Genomic DNA, 17,525 nt, shown 5'->3' with positions numbered 1-17,525 from the left:
CCCCCGACGCCTGCGCCGGGGGCGGCACACCGTCAGCCCTTCGCGGGCATCATATGACGAGCGGACATCGACTTCATGCAGTCGGCCGCATCGGACTCCATCATTGCGCAGTCGCAATGCGCCATCTGCGAAGCCCCGTCCTTCACCCAGACGCGCGTGCGCGGGGTGATGTTCGACTTGTTCGGTCCGGGAACGTAGCGCTCCTGCCATTCATAATGACCGCCGGTCTTCTCTTGGGCGAAGGACGGCGCGGCAAAAGCGGTGGCCGCAAGGACTGCGGCAGCAAATATCATTCTCATGGTGAATTCCTCGATTGAAAAGCTTGGAATTGCGCGGCGGAACAGGCCGGCGCGCAAAATGCAGTTCAAGCGAGGACTAGCGGTGGCTCTGGCTCGGGACCGACGCTGCGTCCAACCAGCCGCTGCACGGCAAGCGGATCGACCAGTTCGCGCCGATGACCGGCAACGGCAAGCGGCGCGGCGGGCGTGACGACCGCCAGCGGAATGGCGCAGCCCATCTTGGCGATGCAGTCGAGCGTCATTCCCTTGCACGGCTGATCGGGCTGCGAAGTGTCGACGCCCATCATCTCCGCACATTCGTCGCTCATCTGCGATGCCGTCGCGACGGTGTTTTGCATCGCCGGCGCGGACGCAAAGGCCACTTCCTGGGCCATAAGGCCCATCAATGCGCCCAGAATGAGCAAGAGGGAAAGCAAGCGCTTCACGATTGAAGAGTGGACCTTGTCAAAACTGCCGTCAACGAGAATAGCTACGTGCGTCCTCGCCTTTGTTCGCGAATGGGTCAACCAAGGTTACACAGACATCCGCATTTCGGTGCCCAGCGCGTCGAGGAGCGGGCATCCCGGGTCCAGACCGGCATCGCAGGCTCGCACGGAATCGGTCAGAACCCGTTCCATTCGCTTGAGGTCCGCGATCCGAGCGCGCACGTCCGTCAGGTGCGCCGCCGCGAGGGCTCGCACGTCAGCGCAACCGCCTTCGCCGCCTACCGCGAGTCCGAGCAACGCGCGCACCTCGTCCAGCGTGAATCCCAGCTCCCGCGCGCGGCGCACGAAGCCGAGGCGAGCCACGTCCTCCCGCGCGTAACTGCGATAGCGGCCCCGGCGCTGCGGTATCGGCAGCAGTCCGATACGCTCATAATAGCGGATCGTCTCGATGTTGCAGCCGGTACGCCGCGAGAGTTCGCCGATCTGGATCGCGCCGGTCATCGCCATCGCCAAATTACCTCTTGAGTCTGTAGCAGCTACAGATGCTACGGTGGGTCAATGGTCGTCACAAGGAGTTTCCCATGACCCAGACATCAAGACCGCCCAAGGGGATCGGCACCGCTACCTTCACGCTGGCGGGGATCGCTGCCGCCTTCGGTGTCGCTGCCTGCTGCGCGCTGCCGTTTCTCCTCGCATCGGTCGGGCTCGGCGCGGCGTGGCTCGGCGGCGTGGCCGTCGTTGCCGCGCCATATCGCACACCGCTGCTGACGATAGGTGCCTTGTGCCTCATTGCCGGAGCTGTGTTGCTGACCCGCCAGCAGCTGATCGCGGCGCGCTGCGGCGCGGGCGGCATTTGCACGCCGCGCTGGATGCGCATTGTCACGCTCGTGGGTCTGATCCTCGGTGCGGCGCTGCTATGGGCGGGTTACACCTATGTCTGACGCGGCTCCGCAACTGCTCTCGACTCTAACCTGTCCGCACTGCGGTCACCAGTCGACCGAAACAATGCCGACCGACGCCTGTCAGTATTTTTATGATTGCCGGGGCTGCAGCACTGTTCTCAAGCCCAAGCGAGGCGACTGCTGCGTCTTTTGCTCATTTGGAGACGTGCCTTGCCCACCGATTCAGGAAAGCGGCGCGGGAGCCTGCTGCGGGTAAGGGCAGCCGAGGCCTGAGACTGACCCGCCGAAGCCGTACAGCCCGATGATGGCAAGAACCCTAAACTGGCCCATCTTTGTCGCCTTCGAGCAGGTCTCGGCTTTCCTTCGCGCATGCGCTGCGCCGCCTGGCTAAGCCTTGGGCTTGCGTGACGAGCTGTGCAGGCTGATGATCTGCCATTTGCCGCGCGTCCATTTGAGGACGCTTGTCGCGACGCCATCGCGCGCGACGGTCTCGCCGCTCGGAAGGACGATCGTGTAGGAATAAGTCTCGGTTGCGATCGCGACATCGCCTTCGCCGCGCACCGAAACCTTATAGTCCCGAAAAACGAAAAACTTGAAGGCCTTGAGCTCGGGCGCGAGGTGGTGGTCGCGATAATGCGCAAAATTCCCTTCGATGCCGCCCGACTCGAATATCTGGGCGTCTGACGCGAACAAGGCTTCGGTGCCCGACAGGTCGAGGCTCTCGATCGCGTGCTTATATTGCGCCAGGGTCGCCGTCGCTGCTTGATAATCCGGGGTTGGCGCCGCGTGGACGGGAACCGCGATGACCAGCGCCAGTCCGATCACTGCCTGGGTAATATGTCTCATCCTAATTCTCCCCTTCTGTGCTTTGTCAGCATCCGTTCGCCGCGATGCTTCGGTCAGATTTTTACGAACCGCAGCCGCAGCGAATTGGCGATGACGCTGACTGACGAAAGTGCCATCGCGGCGGCGGCGATGATCGGCGACAGCAGCAGCCCGAAGACCGGGTAGAGCACGCCTGCTGCCACCGGAATTCCAGCGACATTATAGGCGAAGGCGAAGAAGAGGTTCTGGCGGATATTGGCCATCGTCGCATGGCTGAGGTGGCGCGCCCGGACAATGCCCAGAAGGTCGCCGCGCAGCAGCGTCACGCCTGCGCTTTCGATGGCGACATCGGTTCCCGAGCCCATCGCGATGCCGACGTCGGCGGCGGCCAGCGCCGGGGCGTCGTTGACCCCGTCTCCCGCCATGGCGACGATCCGTCCCTGCTCGCGCAGCCGCTGGACAACCGCGCTTTTCTGATCGGGGAGGACATCAGCCTCGACATCGTCGATGCCGAGCCGCCGGGCGATCGCCTCGGCGGTGACACGGTTGTCACCGGTCAGCATGATGACCCTTATTCCGGCCTCGCGCAGCGCCGCGAGTGCCTCGCCCGTGGTCGCCTTGACCGGATCGGCGATGGCGAAGACGCCGGCCGCCTTGCCATTGACCGCAATATAGATCGCCGTCGCGCCATCGGCGCGCAGCCGGTCGGCCGCTTCGGCAAGCGCCCGCAAATCGACGTCATATTCTTCGAGAAAGCTCGCATTGCCGAGGACGATCGCCTTGTCGTCGACGATCCCGACGATGCCCTTGCCGACCGGCTGGTCGACCCCTGAAGGTTCGACGAGCGCGAGGCCCCGGTCTTCGGCCGCCTTGACGATGGCCGCCGCCAGCGGATGCTCGCTGCTCCGCTCGAGGCTTGCGCCGATCCGGAGCAGATCCTGCTCTTCGAAACCATCGGCGACTTCGACAGCGATGACCGATGGCTTGCCCTCGGTGAGGGTCCCGGTCTTGTCGACGACGAGGGTGTCGACCTTTTCCATCCGCTCGAGCGCCTCGGCATTCTTGATCAGGACGCCGATTTCGGCGCCGCGGCCCACGCCGACCATGATCGACATCGGCGTCGCGAGCCCGAGCGCGCAGGGGCAGGCGATGATGAGCACCGAGACGGCGGCGATCAGGCCATAGGCCATGGCGGGAGTAGGACCAAAAAGCGACCATATGACGAAGGCGGCGATGGCGACAAGGATGACGCCCGGAACGAACCAGCCCGACACGGTATCCGCGAGACGCTGGATCGGCGCCCGGCTGCGCTGTGCGTCGGCGACCATCTGGACGATACGGGCGAGCATCGTGTCGCGCCCAACCTTTTCGCTGCGCATGAGCAGGCCGCCGGTCTGGTTGATCGTGCCGCCGATGAGGGCGGAGCCGGCGTCCTTGGTGACCGGCATTGACTCGCCGGTGACCATGGACTCGTCGACCGTGCCGCGCCCTTCGAGTACGGTCCCATCGACGGGGACCTTCTCGCCCGGCCGAACCCTCAGCGTGTCGCCGACCGCGACATCGTCGAGCGCGATCTCCTCGTCGCTCCCGTCGTCGCGAACCCGCCTGGCGAGCTTCGGCGTCAGGTCGAGGAGCGCACGGATCGCACCGCTCGTCGTCTCGCGGGCTCTGAGTTCGAGTACCTGCCCAAGCAGCACCAGCACCGTGATGACCGCAGCCGCCTCGAAATAGACCGCGACCGAGCCGTCGGCGGCGCGGAAGGCAGCCGGGAAGATTTGCGGAGCGGTCGCCGCGATCATGCTGTAGCCCCAGGCGACGCCCGTTCCCATCGCGATGAGGGTGAACATGTTGAGGCTCTTGTTGCGGATCGAAAGCCAGGCGCGCTCGAAAAAGGGCCAGCCCGCCCATAGTACGACGGGGGTCGCGAGCAGCATCTGGACCCAGTTGCTCGTCTGGCGGCCGACATATTCGTGGAGTCCCGTCAAATGACCGCCCATTTCGAGCGCGACGACGGGAAGGGCGAGAAGGAGCCCGATCCAGAAACGTCGCCGCATGTCGCGATATTCTTCGCTGGGGCCGTCTGATCCGGACGGCAGGACGGGCTCAAGAGCCATGCCGCAGATCGGGCAGCTTCCGGGGCCGGGACGCTGGATCTCGGGATGCATCGGGCAGGTCCAGATGGCATCCGCGGGTGCATCTCCTGCGACGGGCGCGCCTTGTGCAGTATAGCGATCGGGATCAGCTTCGAATTTGGCGAGGCAGCCTGCGCTGCAGAAATAATGATGTTCGCCGCCATGCGTCGCGATGTGCGTCGTGGTAGTCGGGTCGACCGACATGCCGCAGACCGGGTCTGTCACGCCGTCTTTCACTGCCTCAAGATGATCGCGCACCACATTGTCTCCCATCGGAATATCGAGGAGACCCTAAGGCCACCCTCAAGTTCAGCTGCCCGTCTTTTTCTGCCCCTCCGCTTGTTCGCGCCGCAAACTAGGCTCCTCTTGTCGATACGCACGGGACGCGGACGCCCCTCATTTCACCAGGCGACCAGATCACCCCGGCCGCCCAGCAAAAATTCCGCGGGAGCTGGAGCCATCGAGTGGCGGTCTGCAACGAACTGTAGCATGTCTTTCCCCGGAGCTGGCCATTCCGATGCCTTGGGACGAGAGGTCAGGTGCCGCCGGCGGGAACAAGGGGGTCTAGCGTGCCGAACCACGCGACAAGCGCAAGGATCAGAATGGCAGCGGTCGCCTCCAAAGCCAGGCTCTTTCGCATTGCTGCAAGTATCTGGTCAGGATCGGGTTCGCTGCCGGCGATCGCCGCGCTGAGCGCGGGTGTCAGGCGCCAGCGGTTGACAGCCGCGAGTGCCAGCATCGTTCCGAAAAGCACAAGCTTCGCGAGGAGCAACTGCCCATAGGGGGAGCCGAGCGACTGCCCGAGATTGGCGGCGCCGACGATCAGCTGGCCGTTGACGAGCCCGGTCGCGGCGATGATCAGAACGCAGATCGTGCCCACGACCGAAAATTGATCGAGGCTTCGCGCCACCGTTTGGAGTCCGTCGGGGCTTTCGCGGACGCGCTGCGGCGCGATCAACAAGAGGAAGGCTCCGATCGCGCCGATCCAGACCGCGGCTGCGATCATATGCAAACTGTCGCTGATTCGGTGGACGGTGCCCGCCGCGCCCTCGGTCGCGCCTGCGTGGCCGGACCAGACCAATGTCGCGATGGCGAGCGAACCCGAGACCGCGATCGTGGCGGCGGCAGCGGATGGCCACCGCGTCATCCAGAGTGCCGCCGCCAGCGCGACCAGAAGGGCGCCGATCCGCACCATCCAGCCCCAGCCAACGTCGGTCTCGCGAACGAGATCCCAGAAGGGTTGAAATTCCAGCGAAAAGAGGCTCACGCCTTGCATGGAAGCCGCGAGCGCAGCCATTCCGAAGGCGGAAAGCAACAGTCCTGCGACACCGAGCCATCGCTCGGTGCGCCAGATCGCGGCCATCGGCTGCGGCGAATGGCGTTCGCTTCGATTTAGCGCGTACAGCGGGAACGCAGCGAGGCCGGCGATGAGCATCAGGTCCGCATAAAGCGCGAACCTGATGCCGATCAGGACTGCGTCGCCCACCGCCCTACTTCACGGTAAAGCTGAACTCGCTGCCCATGCGGTGCGTGTCGGCACCCGCTGCCGACCATTTCACCTTATAGGTTCCAGGCGTGAGCGGACGCTTGGCCATGAGCGTCATCGACTTGCCGTCTTTTCCCATCGCCGACGAATAGGGAATCTTCATCGGGGCGTGATTGGCCATGCCCGGCATTCCCGTCATGACGAGTTCGGTCTTGACCGTCGACGCGATAACCTTTTCGTTGAATTTCAGGTCGATCTTGGTCACCTTCGAAACGGTCGAATTGGCAGCGGGCGTCGAGCCGACGAGCTTGGTGTGCGCGTCGGCCGCGACCGGTGCGAGAAGCAGCGCGACAGCTGCTGCGGCTGAGGGGAGAATGGACTTGAACATAAAGACCTCCAATAGCGTGTATGTCCTGCTAATACGCAATCGGCCGGCCTAACCCTCATGCTATCCGGATGAATATTGGCGGCGTGAGGGATAATCGCCGTTCGCGCGTATGATCAATGTAAGAAGTTTTGGCGAGTTGGGTCGATGGACGAAGAGCTGCACATTTTGAACCGGATCGGCCTGCCTGCCGGGCTGGACGCGCTTGACGATCGCATCATCGGCGCTCTGTCGGTTCGTCGACGCGAATCGATGGCGACGCGCCGCCTCATGGCGCTCGCTGCCTTTGTGTCGCTCGGCGTGGGGATCATTGCCGGAAGCGCCATTTCCGAACCCGCTGTCGCGGCCAGTCCGCTGAGCCCGTTCGGGCCAGCGAGCGCGCTGGCGCCCTCGACCCTGCTGGAGTCGCACTAGCCATGTCTTCGCGCCGTCTGCTTCTCGTAGGCCTTATCGCCTTCGCCGCGGCCGTTGCCGGCGTATTCGTGGGCCGGCTGGTGAGCGATGCGCCCAAGGCTAGTGAAACCGAACTTCATGCGCTCCTCCACGACCAACTCGATCTGACCCCGGCGCAGGATGCGAAAATCGACCGCATCGAGGCTGACTTTGCGCGCCGCCGCCGCGCGCTCGAACTCGAGATGCGCGCTTCAAATGTTCGGCTCGCGGAGGCGATTAAGGCCGAGCATGGCTATGGACCCCGGGTGACCGAGGCCATCGACCACACGCATGAAGTGATGGGGACGCTGCAAAAGGAAACGCTCGTACATCTTTTCGCCATGCGTGCGGTCCTCGATCGCGGCCAAGCGAAAATGTTCGACGAAAGCGTGGTCAAGGCGCTGACCGCCGATGCGCGGTGAACCCCGGCCTTTCGCAAAGTAGCGACCAGGATCTGGCAGCCTATGCCCGCGCCGGGCGCGACGATGCCTATCGCGAATTGCTGAGCCGGTACAAGGCGCCGGTCTATCGACTGATCGTCAAGCATGTCGGCGACCCCGACGAGGCGCTCGATCTGACACAGGAAACCTTCCTTGCCGGCTTTTCTGCAATGAGCCGGTATGATGCGGACCGTCCCTTTCGCGTCTGGATTGCCCGCATCGCGATCAACAAATGCCGTGATTGGGCGCGCCGACGCAAGGTGCGCGCCTTCTTTTCGCGCGCCCTGCCCCTCGAAAGCGCGCACCATGTCGCCAGCGATATACCCTCACCCGACATGGAGGCGAGCGACCGGCTGGAGCTGGCCAGAGTTCGCGGCGCGATCGCGCAGTTGCCGCAAAATCTGCGCGAAGTCCTGCTCTTGCGCGGCATGGACGATGTGAGCCAGGCCGAAGCGGCGGCCATGCTGAATGTGAGCGAGAAAACCGTCGAAACCCGTCTCTATCGGGCGCGGATGCGGTTGAGGGACCTGCTGGCTGAATCGAGTAACCAGGCTCCGGCGTGACCTCGTGCCTGCCAGTCTCGAACGGCGCTCGGTCTATTAGGCATTTTGGTGAGGGGCGACCGCCGCGGCTGCGTATGGCTTTAGGAACAATCAGTAACGGTCGGGAAGAATGATGCAGATAGACAGGCGTCGATTTGTAAATGGTGCGTTGGGCGGCGGAGCGGCCGCTGCGATGGCCGCATGGTTCCCCGCTTGGGCCCAGTCGGGATCGACCGGGATCACCGCCCCCGTTCCAACCGTTTCGGGCAACGACATCACATTGCGTATCGCACGGCAGACGATGCGCATCGACGGCAAGCTGAGCCGCGCGATCGGCATCAACGGCACGGTCCCGGCGCCGCTGGTGCGCCTCACGGAAGGGCAGACGGCGAAGCTCACCGTCGTCAACGACCTCGACGAGGATAGCTCGATCCACTGGCATGGGCTGATCCTGCCGTTCCAGATGGACGGCGTACCCGGCGTCAGTTTTCCCGGCATCAAGCCGCGATCGACCTTCGTCTATGAATTTCCGGTCGTCCAGTCGGGCACCTATTGGTATCACAGCCATTCGGGGCTTCAGGAGCAACTCGGCCATTATGGGCCGATCGTCATCGATCCCGCCGGCGCCGATCCGATCGGTTACGATCGCGAGCATGTTGTGGTCCTGTCCGACCATAGCCAGATCTCGCCCGAGGCGATCTTCCGCAAGCTCAAGGTCAATCCCGGCCATTTCAATATGCAACGCCAGACCTTATCCGGCCTCCTGGCCGGCAAGGATCAGTCGCTTGCGGAGCGCATCGACTGGGGCAAGATGCGGATGGACCCGACCGACGTCGCCGACGTCAACGGCTCCACTTATACCTTCCTCGTCAACGGCCACGGGCCGCGCGACAACTGGACCGCGCTCTTCAATCCGGGCGAGCGCGTGCGGCTGCGGATCATCAACGCCTCGGCGATGACGATCTTCAATGTCCGTATTCCGGGCCTCAGAATGACGGTGGTGCAGGCCGACGGGCTCAATGTCGTGCCGACCGAGATCGACGAAATCCAGATCGCAGTCGCCGAAACCTACGATGTGATCGTGACCCCGGTCGAGGACCGTGCGTACACGCTCGTCGCCGAGGCTAACGACCGGTCGGGCATGGGCCGCGCGACGCTTGCGCCGCGCGTCGGCATGATCGCCGAGGTTCCGCCGCTGCGCGAACGGCCGCTCGCGACGATGAAGGACATGGGCATGGGCGACATGGACATGTCGGGCGGCTCGATGGCCGGGATGGACCATTCGGGCGGCAGCGATATGGGCGCGATGCCCATGTCCGCGAGCGAACCTGCCTGTTCGCCCGAACATGCCAAGATGGGTCATTGCACGCCGGCGGGCGACAGCGGCGCGATGCCGGGCATGGATCATGGATCGGGTGGCGGCATGCAGCACAGCATGCGCGACTTCAGCGTCGCGCCGCAGGTCAAGCGCGATCCCAGCGTCCAGACGATCTCGCCGATGCCGGTCGACCGGATGGGCGAGCCGGGGCAAGGGCTCGCGGATGTCGGACACAAGGTGCTGACCTACCATGATCTCGTCGCACTCGAGCGCAACCCCGACGTGCGCGCCGCCTCGCGCTCACTCGACATCCACCTCACCGGCAACATGGAGCGCTTCATGTGGTCGTTCGATGGTGTGAAGATGTCCGACCACCACGAGCCGATCCCGTTCATCGAAGGCGAACGGGTGCGGATCAACCTCATCAACGATTCGATGATGAGCCATCCGATCCACCTGCACGGCCATTTCTTCGAACTGGTTACAGGCAAGGGCGACCGCTCGCCGCGCAAGCATACCGTGCTCGTCCAGCCGGGCGGCACCGCGAGCTTCGACTTCACCGCCGACGCGCTCGGCGACTGGGCGTTCCACTGCCATCTCCTCTACCATATGCACGCCGGAATGATGCGCGTCGTCAGCGTCCGCCCGAAGGGAGACGGCGAATGACCCGGATCGCGCTCCTCCTTGCGGGCATCGCGCCGCTCGTTTTTGCTGTTCCCGCCGCGGGCCAGTCGATGGATCATTCGATGCACGGCGCGGCGCCCACCGCGACGCCCGCTCCCTCGTCAACGCCAGAGCCCAATGCGCCGCCTGCAACCGATACGGCAGGAGGTGGGTCGATGGAGCAGATGGACCATGGCGATATGCCGGGGACGGACAGCGAGCCCTCGGCCTCGACCTGCGCACCCGAACATGCGGCAATGGGCCATTGTACGCCCGAGGCGGAGGCTTCGGGCAAGGACGCTGCGGATATGGGCGCGATGGATCATGGCACGGCGGCGCCGACCGATCCGGATTGCCCCCCCGAACATGCCAAAATGGGCCATTGCACCCCGAAGGTTGCAGACCCCATGGCTTCGATGGAAGGCATGGCAGCCGGGAGCAGCGCCAGCGGCACCGACCTGCCGCCGGGCGACGCGGTCGCGCCCGCGCCGCCCGCAGACTGGTATGCCGATCGCATTTATCCCGAGGGCGAGATGGAGCATTCGCGTCACGAGATGATGAAGGAAAATGGGGCGCAGACCATCGCTTTCATCAGCTTCAATCTCGCCGAATATCAGGCGCGCAAGGGCCGCGACGGTTTCCGCTGGGACGGCGAGGCCTGGTATGGCGGCGACATCAACCGGCTCACCGTCAAGAGCGAGGGCGAAGGCGTGTTCGGCGAAGGTATCGAGAGTGCCGAAGTGCAGGCGCTCTACAGCCGGGCGATCGGACCCTATTTCAACGCGCAGGCGGGTATCAGGCAGGATCTCGGACCCGGTCCCGACCGCACCTATGCGACCATCGGTTTCGAGGGACTCGCGCCTTACTGGTTCGAAGTCGAGGGCGCGCTTTTCCTTTCGAACAAGGGCGACGTGCTCGCCCGTCTCGAAGGCTATTACGATCAGCGCATCACCCAGAAACTGATCCTCCAGCCCATGGCGGAAATGAATTTCGCCCTGCAGGACGTACCCGAGACCGGCGTCGGCTCAGGCCTCTCGGACGTAGAGCTAGGGCTTCGCCTTCGCTACGAGGTCGTGAAGGAGTTCGCGCCTTATGTGGGCGTTGAATGGGCGCGCAAGGTCGGCGACACAGCGCGCTTCGCGCGGGCCGCGGGCGAGGATCCGAGCGGAGTCAGCTTCGTGATGGGGGTGCGGGCCTGGTTCTAGAATTTTGCGGGGTGGCAGGACGTCGAGGAGAAATGCCATGAAACCAGCCTATCGCAGCCTCGCGCTGCAGACGATCGTCAGCGGCATCATCATGTATCTGGTGATGTTCGTCATGATCGACCGCCTCTCGAGCTTCTACAACAATCTCAACATGCTCTACATGACGCTGATGATGGTGGCGCCGATGGTCGTGCTGATGATCGTCGCGATGCCGGGCATGTTTCCGTCGAGGCGTCTCAATACGGTCCTGCTGCTCGGATCGGCAGTCGCCTTCTTCGGAAGCTTCGCGCTCATCCGGACGCAGACGACGATCGGCGACACCGCCTTCTTGCGTTCGATGATCCCGCATCATTCGGGCGCCATTCTCATGTGCGAACAGGCTTCTCTCAAGGATGCCGAAATACGCACCCTCTGCCGTGGCATCATCGCGGGGCAGGCAGCCGAAATCGAGCAGATGAAGTCCATTCTCGCGAGGAAATGACATGAAAAGTCCGATCACCCGGCGCCATCTTCTTGGCTTGGTTGCGGCCGGATCCGGGATGATGCTTGCGGGCTGCAATTCCTCCTCGCGGCCCGCGGCGGCGGAAGAGAAGAATGGCAACGCGCGCACACCGGTCGCCGATGCGGCGAAGAACAGGCAGATGCTCGTATACCGCGATCCCGAATGCGGATGCTGCGAAGCGTGGGCGGATATCGCGCGCAAGGCTGGCTATCAGGTGACCGTCGAAAACCGCGCGGACATGGCTGCGGTCAAGGCGCGACTTGGCGTGCCCGACCAGCTGGCGTCGTGCCACACGGCCGTCATCGGCGGCTACGCGATCGAGGGCCATGTGCCGATGCGGCATATCGCGAGACTCCTCCACGACAAGCCACGCGACATTCGCGGAATTGCCGTGCCCGGTATGCCGCGCGGCTCTCCGGGCATGGAAATGCCCGATGGCAGTACGGACGCGTTCGACGTGATGGCATTCGGCGGCGACGGCAAGATTTCTGTATTTCGCGCCTGACGTCGCGCCACGGCTGACGCGGACGCTGCTCCGATCGGCGGCATCTCCTCTCACGCGCCGCTGCCGTGGGCGCGCGGGCTTGCGCGCAGCGCCTCGCGTCAGCGTGAACCATCCGAAATGGCCATCAGCATGCGAAGTCCGGCCTCCCGCGATTCGCGCGTCGGGCTCCTATCGTTCGCAATGGCCGCGGCGCGGAAAGCCCCAATAGGCGAGAGCCGCTGTAATTTAACTACCAGAATTTGAGATATGACTACGCGCCGCAGGTGCGGGCTCGCTCCATAGGAAAAAAAATGTCTTGGACATGAGGGGTAGGTCTTTGGCGTGCGTATAAAGCATATCCGATGCGACCAAGCGATACGAATCTAACCTATTGAAGTTAGGCAATAATTTCTATTGACCTGTATATACATTTGATGCTCTCTGCGGTTCATCACGTAACCAAAAGGGGGTTTCGCATGTCGATCAAAAAGTCACTGCTCGCGAGCGCCGCGGTGGTCTCCACTATCGCAACGCCGGTCTTCGCGCAGGAAGGAGAGGCCCCCCGGCCCGCCGCGGAGGCTAGCGATGCGGGGAGCGATATCGTCGTCACCGGCTCGCGTATCCGGCGTCAGGATCTGGCCGGTGTCGGTCCCGCCACGGTCGTTTCGGCCGAGCAGATCGAGAACACCGGTCTGGTGAATATCGAGACGGTGCTTCAGCGCCTGCCCGCCAACGCCGGCTTTGCGGGCAACCAGACCTCGGCCTATTGGGCGAACAACGGCTATGGCACCGCGCAGGTCAACCTGCGCGGTCTCGGCATCAAGCGGACGCTCGTGTTGCTCAACGGTCGTCGCCTCGTCGCGGGCGGAACCGGGGCGAACTCGTCACCCGACCTCAACATGATCCCGGTCGTCGCGCTCGCGCGTACCGATGTGCTCAAGGACGGCGCCTCCGCGATCTATGGCGCCGACGCGATGGCGGGCGTTGTCAATCTCGTGACGCGGACCGACTATGAAGGTCTCGGCCTCAGCGTTCGCCAGGGCATCACCGAAAAGGGCGACGGATCGGATTTCACCGCGGACCTGATCTGGGGCATCCGCAACGACCGCGGCGGCTTCATGGCTGCGGTGACCTACCAAAAGACCAGCGCAGTCAACATGGCGACCCGCGCACCTTGCTCGCTTGCGGAAACCACCCCCGGCACACTTGGCTGCGTCAACAGCGCCTCGACGATCGGCGGCCGCGCGGTGCTGCCGAACGGCCAGCAGATCAATTTCAATCAGGTCCTCGGCGGCAACGGCAACTTTTTCGAGCCCTACAGCGCGGCGAAGCATAATTTCAACTCGAACCCATTCCTCAACGCGGTTAGCCCGGTCGAACGTGTCAGCACGGCCTTCTTCGCTGACTATGACCTGACCGACAATATCGAGGCGTTCGGCGAATTCCTTTATACCTTCCGCAAGTCGAACCAGATTGCGACGCCGGGCACGCTGCGCAATCTGTCGATCGCGGCGAGCAACCCGACCAATCCGACCGGGCAGAACATCGTCCTCATCCAGCGGCGTCTCGCCGAGCCGGGGCCGCGGCAATTCTTTCAGGAAACCGACACCTGGCAGGGCACCTTCGGCCTGCGCGGCAAGCTGTCGAATGACTGGGGCTGGGAAGTCGCGGGCGCCTTCGGACGCAACACCGCGGTCGATGGGTCCACCAACATCGCCAATCTCGAACGCGTCCGGAACACGATCAATACCGGTGTTTGTAGCCCGGCGCCTGGCGCGGCTATTCCGTGCGGAGACTATCTCGGGTTTGGCGACCTGACTCCGCAGGTGCTTGACTATATCCTCTTCACGTCGCGCGATCGCGGCGGCAACGAGCTCGCAACGGTCACCGCCGACCTCAACGGCGATCTGTTCAAGCTGCCCGCCGGGCCCGTCTCTTTCGCGGCCGGTGTCGTCTATCGCAAGGAAAAGGGCTGGCGCGATCCCGATCCGCTGACGGTGCTCGGCATTGCCAACACCAACCAGCAAAGCCCGATCTCGGGGACGAGCATCGCAAAGGAAGCCTATCTCGAGCTGTCGGTGCCGATCTTGGCCGATACGCCATTCTTCCAAGCGCTGACAGCGGGCGGCGCGGTCCGCTATTCAAACTATGATCTGTTCGGAAGCGACTGGAACTATAAGGCCAGCCTCGACTGGGTCATCAACGACAGCTTCCGTCTGCGCGGCACCTACGGCACCGGCTTTCGCATCCCGAATGTCCCCGAACTGTTCGGCGGCGTGTCAGAAGGCAATCTGACGACGACCGACCCCTGCTCGCGTTATTCGACAAGCGGCAATGCAGGGCTGATCGCCAACTGCCAGGCATCGGGCGTCCCGGCGAATTATGTTCAGCTCGGCACGACGATCCTGACGACTGTTGGCGGCAACGAGAATCTTCAGCCCGAAAGCTCGACGACCTGGACGGTGGGGACGGTCGTCTCGCCCAAGGGCCTTATCCCTGGCCTGTCGCTCACCGCCGACTGGTTCGACATCAAGATCAAGGATGCCATCCGCGCGATCCCCGGTTCGACGAAGCTCGCCATCTGTTACGCCAGCGCCAACCTGTCGCATCCCTTCTGCGACGACTTCACGCGCAGCCCGCTGACCGGCGAGGTCACCTTCCTTTCGGCGCAGCCGATCAACACCGGTCGCGAGGAGATGAACGGCCTCGATCTTGGCCTCGTCTATAACAATGACATCGGCAGCGTGAATGTCTCGCTCGACGTCAACCTGACCTACCTCAACAAATATGTCGTCCTGCCCTTTCCCGGCGGCGCGCCGATCGATTTTGACGGTTTCATCGGCGGCGGCAACGGCGGTTATCCGAAGTGGCGCGGCTATGGCGTCCTGACCGCCGAAAAGGACGGCGTCAGCGCGACCTGGTCGACGCAGTGGATCGGCAAGGCGACCGACTTCAACGCTTCGCCTGGAGAAATCGGCTACAGCACCCCCAACGTCTTCTATCACAATCTCCAGGTTGCGTTCGAGATCGACGAGAAGACGCGTTTCCAGGTCGGTGTCGACAATCTCTTCGACCGCAAGGCGCCCTACATCCAGAGCTTTACCGATGCGAACACCGACACGATGACCTATGATCTGCTTGGGCGCCGCTTCTATGTCGGCTTCCGGACGGCATTCTGAGGCTATCGTCATGGCTATCCGCTGGCCGTTGCTTGTACGGCGAACCCATAAATGGTTGGCCCTGGTGGTCGGCGTCCAGGCTTTGCTCTGGACGCTGACGGGCTTTTATATGGTAGTTGTCCATATCGACACCATACATGGCGACCATCTGGTGCGCGCGCCGGCGACCGAAGTTATCGACCTTGCCGGCCTTGCGCCGCCCTCGCGGATCGTGGCGGCCGCACCCGGCGTTTCGGAAATCCGCTTGCAGCGATTTTTCGGGTCCCCTGTTTGGCGCGCCGAGACGCCGGAAGGCGCGAAACTGTTCGATGCCCATTCAGGTGCGCCGCTGCCTGCCCTGACCGAGTCCCAGGTCCGGGCGCAGGCGCGGCGCATCTATACGGGCGAGGGCAAGATCGTTTCGGTGCGGCTGCTTACGAAGGCGCCTCAGGAAATGCAGTCGCGCAAACCGCCTTATTGGCAGGTCGAATTCGAAGGCTGGAACCGCCCGACGCTCTATCTGTCACCGCAGACGGGCGAACTCATCTCGCGCCGGCATGCACTCTGGCGCGTCTTCGACTTCGCCTGGATGCTCCACATTATGGATTATGACGAGCGGACCGACGTCAACAACCCGCTGCTCCGCGTCGCGACCTGGAGCGCCTTTGCCATGGCGGTGACCGGCGCCTGGCTGCTGATCTGGTCCTTCAAGCGCCGAAAGAAGAAGACGGCATGAAACGCATCCGGCTGACACCGCTCTTTTTCCGTCGCATCCACAAATGGGTCGGGCTTATCCTCGGACTCCAGTTCCTGCTCTGGGCCTTGAGCGGCTCGGTCATGGCGCTCCTCGACAAGGACAAGGTCGGCGGACACGGCGGCGGGATGTCGCATGCGCATCCTTTGCCGGCCGGCGAATATTTCGACGTCGCCGCCTTGCCGCGCAGCGAACCTGTCACGGGAATACTCTTGCGCGATCTCGGCGCCCGACCGGTTTATGAGCTTCGTACGACCAAGGGCGTCCGCCTCGTCGATGCCACAACCGGTAAGGACATGCGCGTCGATGAGGGCATGGCGCGCGAGGTCGCGTCGATGATGAACGAAGCGCCGATCCAGAAGGTCAGTATACTCGCCAAGGCGAACCTCGAAGCGCGCGATCATGACGGGGCGATGTGGCGCGTCGACTTTGCCGATGCCGAGAACAGCAGCGCCTATGTGTCGCTCGATACGGCGCGCTTTCTCGTGATGCGCGGCGATACCTGGCGGACATGGGACTTTTTCTGGATGCTTCACAATATGGATTATGTGAACCGGAAGAGCTTCAATCACCCGCTGATCATCTTCGTCGCCTTTGGCGCGCTATGGCTTTCGGGGACCGGCTTCTATCTGCTCTTCAAAAGCTTCAGCCGCGCCGATTTCCGCTGGTTGCGCCGGCGCCGCAAGCCTGTGGTGACCCGCAGCACAGCCTGACCATCGGTCGTCAATCGTCGATCGAAAAGGCGGCCGAGAGTTCGAAGCGCGAGCCGGGATGGGTCAGCCAGGCGTGGCTGACGAGGCGTGAGTGGCTCCACGTGCGGCGCGTCATCCGCAGCACCGGTTCGGCCTCCGACAGCCCCAGCATGCCGTGCGTTCGCGCATCGGGCATCTCCGCGCGGACGCGGTGCTCGACCCGTTCGAGCGGCGCGGTTTGTGTCAGATATTCGTTCGGCGTCGTCTGCGTGAAGTCCATCTTTCCATAGTCGGGGGCAGCTGACGCGAGCACAAAGCGCTCTTCGAGCTGGATCGGGAATTCCGCTTCGTGATGGACGATGATCGAGTGGAACAATTTTGTCCCGACCGGCACTTCCAAAAGCGCCGCCATTTCGGCATTGGCCCGGATCTCGTCATTCTGCACGACACGGGCACGATAGACATGACCGCGCTCGCGTATTTCTTCCGCAATATTTCGGATTTCGATAATCTGGCCGATCGGTTTCGGCTCCGCAATAAACGACCCGCTACCGGCGCGGCGAACCAAAATGCCCGCAGCCTGCAGCTCGCGGAGGGCTCGGTTCGCGGTCATGCGCGATACGTCGAACTGCTGCACCAGCTCAGCTTCCGAAGGAACACGATCGCCGGGCTTTAAGTGGCCGTCCCGAACGGCGTCGCAAATGCTTTGCTTGATGGCCGCATAGCGTGGCGCAGCGCGGCTGTCCTTGTCCTCGGCTTTGCCTGACCGGGAACCGGCTGGTCTCTTTGAATTGTTTGAACCGCTTCCGGCTGTGCGAGGGCTGAAATCCATAACCCGTCTATACAGGTTGGCGCGGGGAAATTCCAAGCGGCTGAACGGG

At 63.3% G+C, this 17,525-nt stretch carries 20 protein-coding genes; 12 read left to right on the top strand and 8 right to left on the bottom strand.

Going from position 1 to position 17,525, the window contains the following annotated elements:
- Window positions 1–32: 32 nt before the first annotated feature.
- The 3 genes from A3E77_RS07735 to A3E77_RS07725 form a co-directional block, all read right to left on the bottom strand.
- Complete coding sequence (locus A3E77_RS07735; protein ID WP_293644735.1) at window positions 33–356, bottom strand: hypothetical protein; 324 nt, start codon at window positions 354–356, stop codon at window positions 33–35.
- Between the two features lie 8 nt (window positions 357–364).
- Entirely contained in the window at window positions 365–724 is a 360-nt protein-coding gene (locus tag A3E77_RS07730) for a hypothetical protein (protein WP_293644733.1), read from the bottom strand.
- Window positions 725–811: 87 nt separating this feature from the next.
- Window positions 812–1,231, bottom strand: coding sequence for a MerR family transcriptional regulator (locus tag A3E77_RS07725; RefSeq protein ID WP_293644731.1), 420 nt, complete (start codon window positions 1,229–1,231; stop codon window positions 812–814).
- Window positions 1,232–1,305: 74 nt separating this feature from the next.
- On the opposite strand from A3E77_RS07725, the gene A3E77_RS07720 reads away from it, so the two are divergent.
- Entirely contained in the window at window positions 1,306–1,665 is a 360-nt protein-coding gene (locus A3E77_RS07720; RefSeq protein ID WP_293644729.1) for a mercuric reductase, read from the top strand.
- Window positions 1,658–1,882, top strand: a complete 225-nt coding sequence (locus A3E77_RS07715; protein WP_293644727.1) for a GDCCVxC domain-containing (seleno)protein — start codon at window positions 1,658–1,660, stop codon at window positions 1,880–1,882. Before A3E77_RS07720 ends, A3E77_RS07715 begins: the two co-directional genes overlap by 8 nt.
- 131 nt (window positions 1,883–2,013) lie before the next feature.
- On the opposite strand, the gene A3E77_RS07710 is transcribed toward A3E77_RS07715, so the two are convergent.
- The 4 genes from A3E77_RS07710 to copC form a co-directional block, all read right to left on the bottom strand.
- Window positions 2,014–2,472, bottom strand: coding sequence for a YybH family protein (locus tag A3E77_RS07710; RefSeq protein ID WP_293644725.1), 459 nt, complete (start codon window positions 2,470–2,472; stop codon window positions 2,014–2,016).
- 53 nt (window positions 2,473–2,525) lie between these two features.
- Window positions 2,526–4,856, bottom strand: coding sequence for a heavy metal translocating P-type ATPase (locus A3E77_RS07705; protein ID WP_293644723.1), 2,331 nt, complete (start codon window positions 4,854–4,856; stop codon window positions 2,526–2,528).
- 262 nt (window positions 4,857–5,118) lie between these two features.
- The gene (copD, locus tag A3E77_RS07700; RefSeq protein WP_293644721.1) at window positions 5,119–6,069 is read right to left on the bottom strand and encodes a copper homeostasis membrane protein CopD; all 951 of its coding nucleotides are present in this window, start codon (window positions 6,067–6,069) and stop codon (window positions 5,119–5,121) included.
- A 4-nt stretch (window positions 6,070–6,073) separates the two neighbouring features.
- A complete protein-coding gene (gene copC, locus A3E77_RS07695; RefSeq protein WP_293644719.1) occupies window positions 6,074–6,457 on the bottom strand; it encodes a copper homeostasis periplasmic binding protein CopC in 384 nt (127 codons plus the stop codon).
- A 144-nt stretch (window positions 6,458–6,601) separates the two neighbouring features.
- On the opposite strand from copC, the gene A3E77_RS07690 reads away from it, so the two are divergent.
- The 10 genes from A3E77_RS07690 (at window position 6,602) to A3E77_RS07645 (ending at window position 16,665) form a co-directional block, all read left to right on the top strand.
- Window positions 6,602–6,868: a hypothetical protein gene (locus A3E77_RS07690; RefSeq protein ID WP_293644717.1), complete on the top strand. Its 267-nt coding sequence runs from the start codon at window positions 6,602–6,604 to the stop codon at window positions 6,866–6,868.
- Window positions 6,869–6,870: 2 nt separating this feature from the next.
- A complete protein-coding gene (locus tag A3E77_RS07685; protein ID WP_293644715.1) occupies window positions 6,871–7,308 on the top strand; it encodes a periplasmic heavy metal sensor in 438 nt (145 codons plus the stop codon).
- On the top strand, window positions 7,305–7,889 hold the full coding sequence (locus tag A3E77_RS07680; RefSeq protein WP_293644713.1) for an RNA polymerase sigma factor: 585 nt from the start codon (window positions 7,305–7,307) through the stop codon (window positions 7,887–7,889). The genes A3E77_RS07685 and A3E77_RS07680 overlap by 4 nt, the downstream gene beginning before the upstream one ends.
- Window positions 7,890–8,001: 112 nt before the next feature.
- Window positions 8,002–9,852 carry a copper resistance system multicopper oxidase gene (locus tag A3E77_RS07675; protein ID WP_293644711.1) on the top strand — a complete coding sequence of 617 codons (1,851 nt, stop codon included), beginning with the start codon at window positions 8,002–8,004 and terminating at the stop codon, window positions 9,850–9,852.
- Entirely contained in the window at window positions 9,849–11,054 is a 1,206-nt protein-coding gene (locus tag A3E77_RS07670) for a copper resistance protein B (RefSeq protein ID WP_293644709.1), read from the top strand. The genes A3E77_RS07675 and A3E77_RS07670 overlap by 4 nt, the downstream gene beginning before the upstream one ends.
- 37 nt (window positions 11,055–11,091) lie before the next feature.
- Window positions 11,092–11,535 carry a DUF305 domain-containing protein gene (locus A3E77_RS07665; protein ID WP_293644707.1) on the top strand — a complete coding sequence of 148 codons (444 nt, stop codon included), beginning with the start codon at window positions 11,092–11,094 and terminating at the stop codon, window positions 11,533–11,535.
- A 1-nt stretch (window position 11,536) separates the two neighbouring features.
- Window positions 11,537–12,061 (top strand): DUF411 domain-containing protein, encoded by a 525-nt coding sequence (locus tag A3E77_RS07660; RefSeq protein ID WP_293644705.1) that lies wholly within the window; start codon window positions 11,537–11,539, stop codon window positions 12,059–12,061.
- A 455-nt stretch (window positions 12,062–12,516) separates the two neighbouring features.
- On the top strand, window positions 12,517–15,219 hold the full coding sequence (locus tag A3E77_RS07655) for a TonB-dependent receptor domain-containing protein (RefSeq protein ID WP_293644703.1): 2,703 nt from the start codon (window positions 12,517–12,519) through the stop codon (window positions 15,217–15,219).
- A gap of 10 nt (window positions 15,220–15,229) precedes the next feature.
- Window positions 15,230–15,934 (top strand): PepSY domain-containing protein, encoded by a 705-nt coding sequence (locus A3E77_RS07650; protein ID WP_293644701.1) that lies wholly within the window; start codon window positions 15,230–15,232, stop codon window positions 15,932–15,934.
- Window positions 15,931–16,665 carry a PepSY domain-containing protein gene (locus A3E77_RS07645; RefSeq protein ID WP_293644699.1) on the top strand — a complete coding sequence of 245 codons (735 nt, stop codon included), beginning with the start codon at window positions 15,931–15,933 and terminating at the stop codon, window positions 16,663–16,665. The genes A3E77_RS07650 and A3E77_RS07645 overlap by 4 nt, the downstream gene beginning before the upstream one ends.
- Before the next feature lie 10 nt (window positions 16,666–16,675).
- Here A3E77_RS07645 and hutC read toward each other — a convergent pair whose 3' ends face one another.
- Window positions 16,676–17,512, bottom strand: a complete 837-nt coding sequence (hutC, locus tag A3E77_RS07640; RefSeq protein WP_293644697.1) for a histidine utilization repressor — start codon at window positions 17,510–17,512, stop codon at window positions 16,676–16,678.
- Window positions 17,513–17,525: the final 13 nt, after the last annotated feature.

The sequence above is a fragment of the Sphingopyxis sp. RIFCSPHIGHO2_12_FULL_65_19 genome, from assembly GCF_001830555.1.
Lineage (GTDB): Bacteria > Pseudomonadota > Alphaproteobacteria > Sphingomonadales > Sphingomonadaceae > Sphingopyxis.
This window is presented reverse-complemented; position numbering and strand designations above follow the sequence as displayed.

Excerpts from the sequence above, each read along its gene's own strand:
- A3E77_RS07725 (WP_293644731.1), bottom strand. The coding sequence starts at position 1,231 with ATGGCGATGACCGGCGCGATCCAGATCGGCGAACTCTCGCGGCGTACC.
- A3E77_RS07675 (WP_293644711.1), top strand. The coding sequence starts at position 8,002 with ATGCAGATAGACAGGCGTCGATTTGTAAATGGTGCGTTGGGCGGCGGA.
- copC (WP_293644719.1), bottom strand. The coding sequence starts at position 6,457 with ATGTTCAAGTCCATTCTCCCCTCAGCCGCAGCAGCTGTCGCGCTGCTT.
- A3E77_RS07655 (WP_293644703.1), top strand. The coding sequence starts at position 12,517 with ATGTCGATCAAAAAGTCACTGCTCGCGAGCGCCGCGGTGGTCTCCACT.
- A3E77_RS07690 (WP_293644717.1), top strand. The coding sequence starts at position 6,602 with ATGGACGAAGAGCTGCACATTTTGAACCGGATCGGCCTGCCTGCCGGG.
- A3E77_RS07710 (WP_293644725.1), bottom strand. The coding sequence starts at position 2,472 with ATGAGACATATTACCCAGGCAGTGATCGGACTGGCGCTGGTCATCGCG.
- A3E77_RS07705 (WP_293644723.1), bottom strand. The coding sequence starts at position 4,856 with ATGGGAGACAATGTGGTGCGCGATCATCTTGAGGCAGTGAAAGACGGC.
- A3E77_RS07665 (WP_293644707.1), top strand. The coding sequence starts at position 11,092 with ATGAAACCAGCCTATCGCAGCCTCGCGCTGCAGACGATCGTCAGCGGC.
- A3E77_RS07685 (WP_293644715.1), top strand. The coding sequence starts at position 6,871 with ATGTCTTCGCGCCGTCTGCTTCTCGTAGGCCTTATCGCCTTCGCCGCG.
- A3E77_RS07650 (WP_293644701.1), top strand. The coding sequence starts at position 15,230 with ATGGCTATCCGCTGGCCGTTGCTTGTACGGCGAACCCATAAATGGTTG.
- A3E77_RS07660 (WP_293644705.1), top strand. The coding sequence starts at position 11,537 with ATGAAAAGTCCGATCACCCGGCGCCATCTTCTTGGCTTGGTTGCGGCC.
- A3E77_RS07715 (WP_293644727.1), top strand. The coding sequence starts at position 1,658 with ATGTCTGACGCGGCTCCGCAACTGCTCTCGACTCTAACCTGTCCGCAC.
- A3E77_RS07645 (WP_293644699.1), top strand. The coding sequence starts at position 15,931 with ATGAAACGCATCCGGCTGACACCGCTCTTTTTCCGTCGCATCCACAAA.
- A3E77_RS07670 (WP_293644709.1), top strand. The coding sequence starts at position 9,849 with ATGACCCGGATCGCGCTCCTCCTTGCGGGCATCGCGCCGCTCGTTTTT.
- A3E77_RS07720 (WP_293644729.1), top strand. The coding sequence starts at position 1,306 with ATGACCCAGACATCAAGACCGCCCAAGGGGATCGGCACCGCTACCTTC.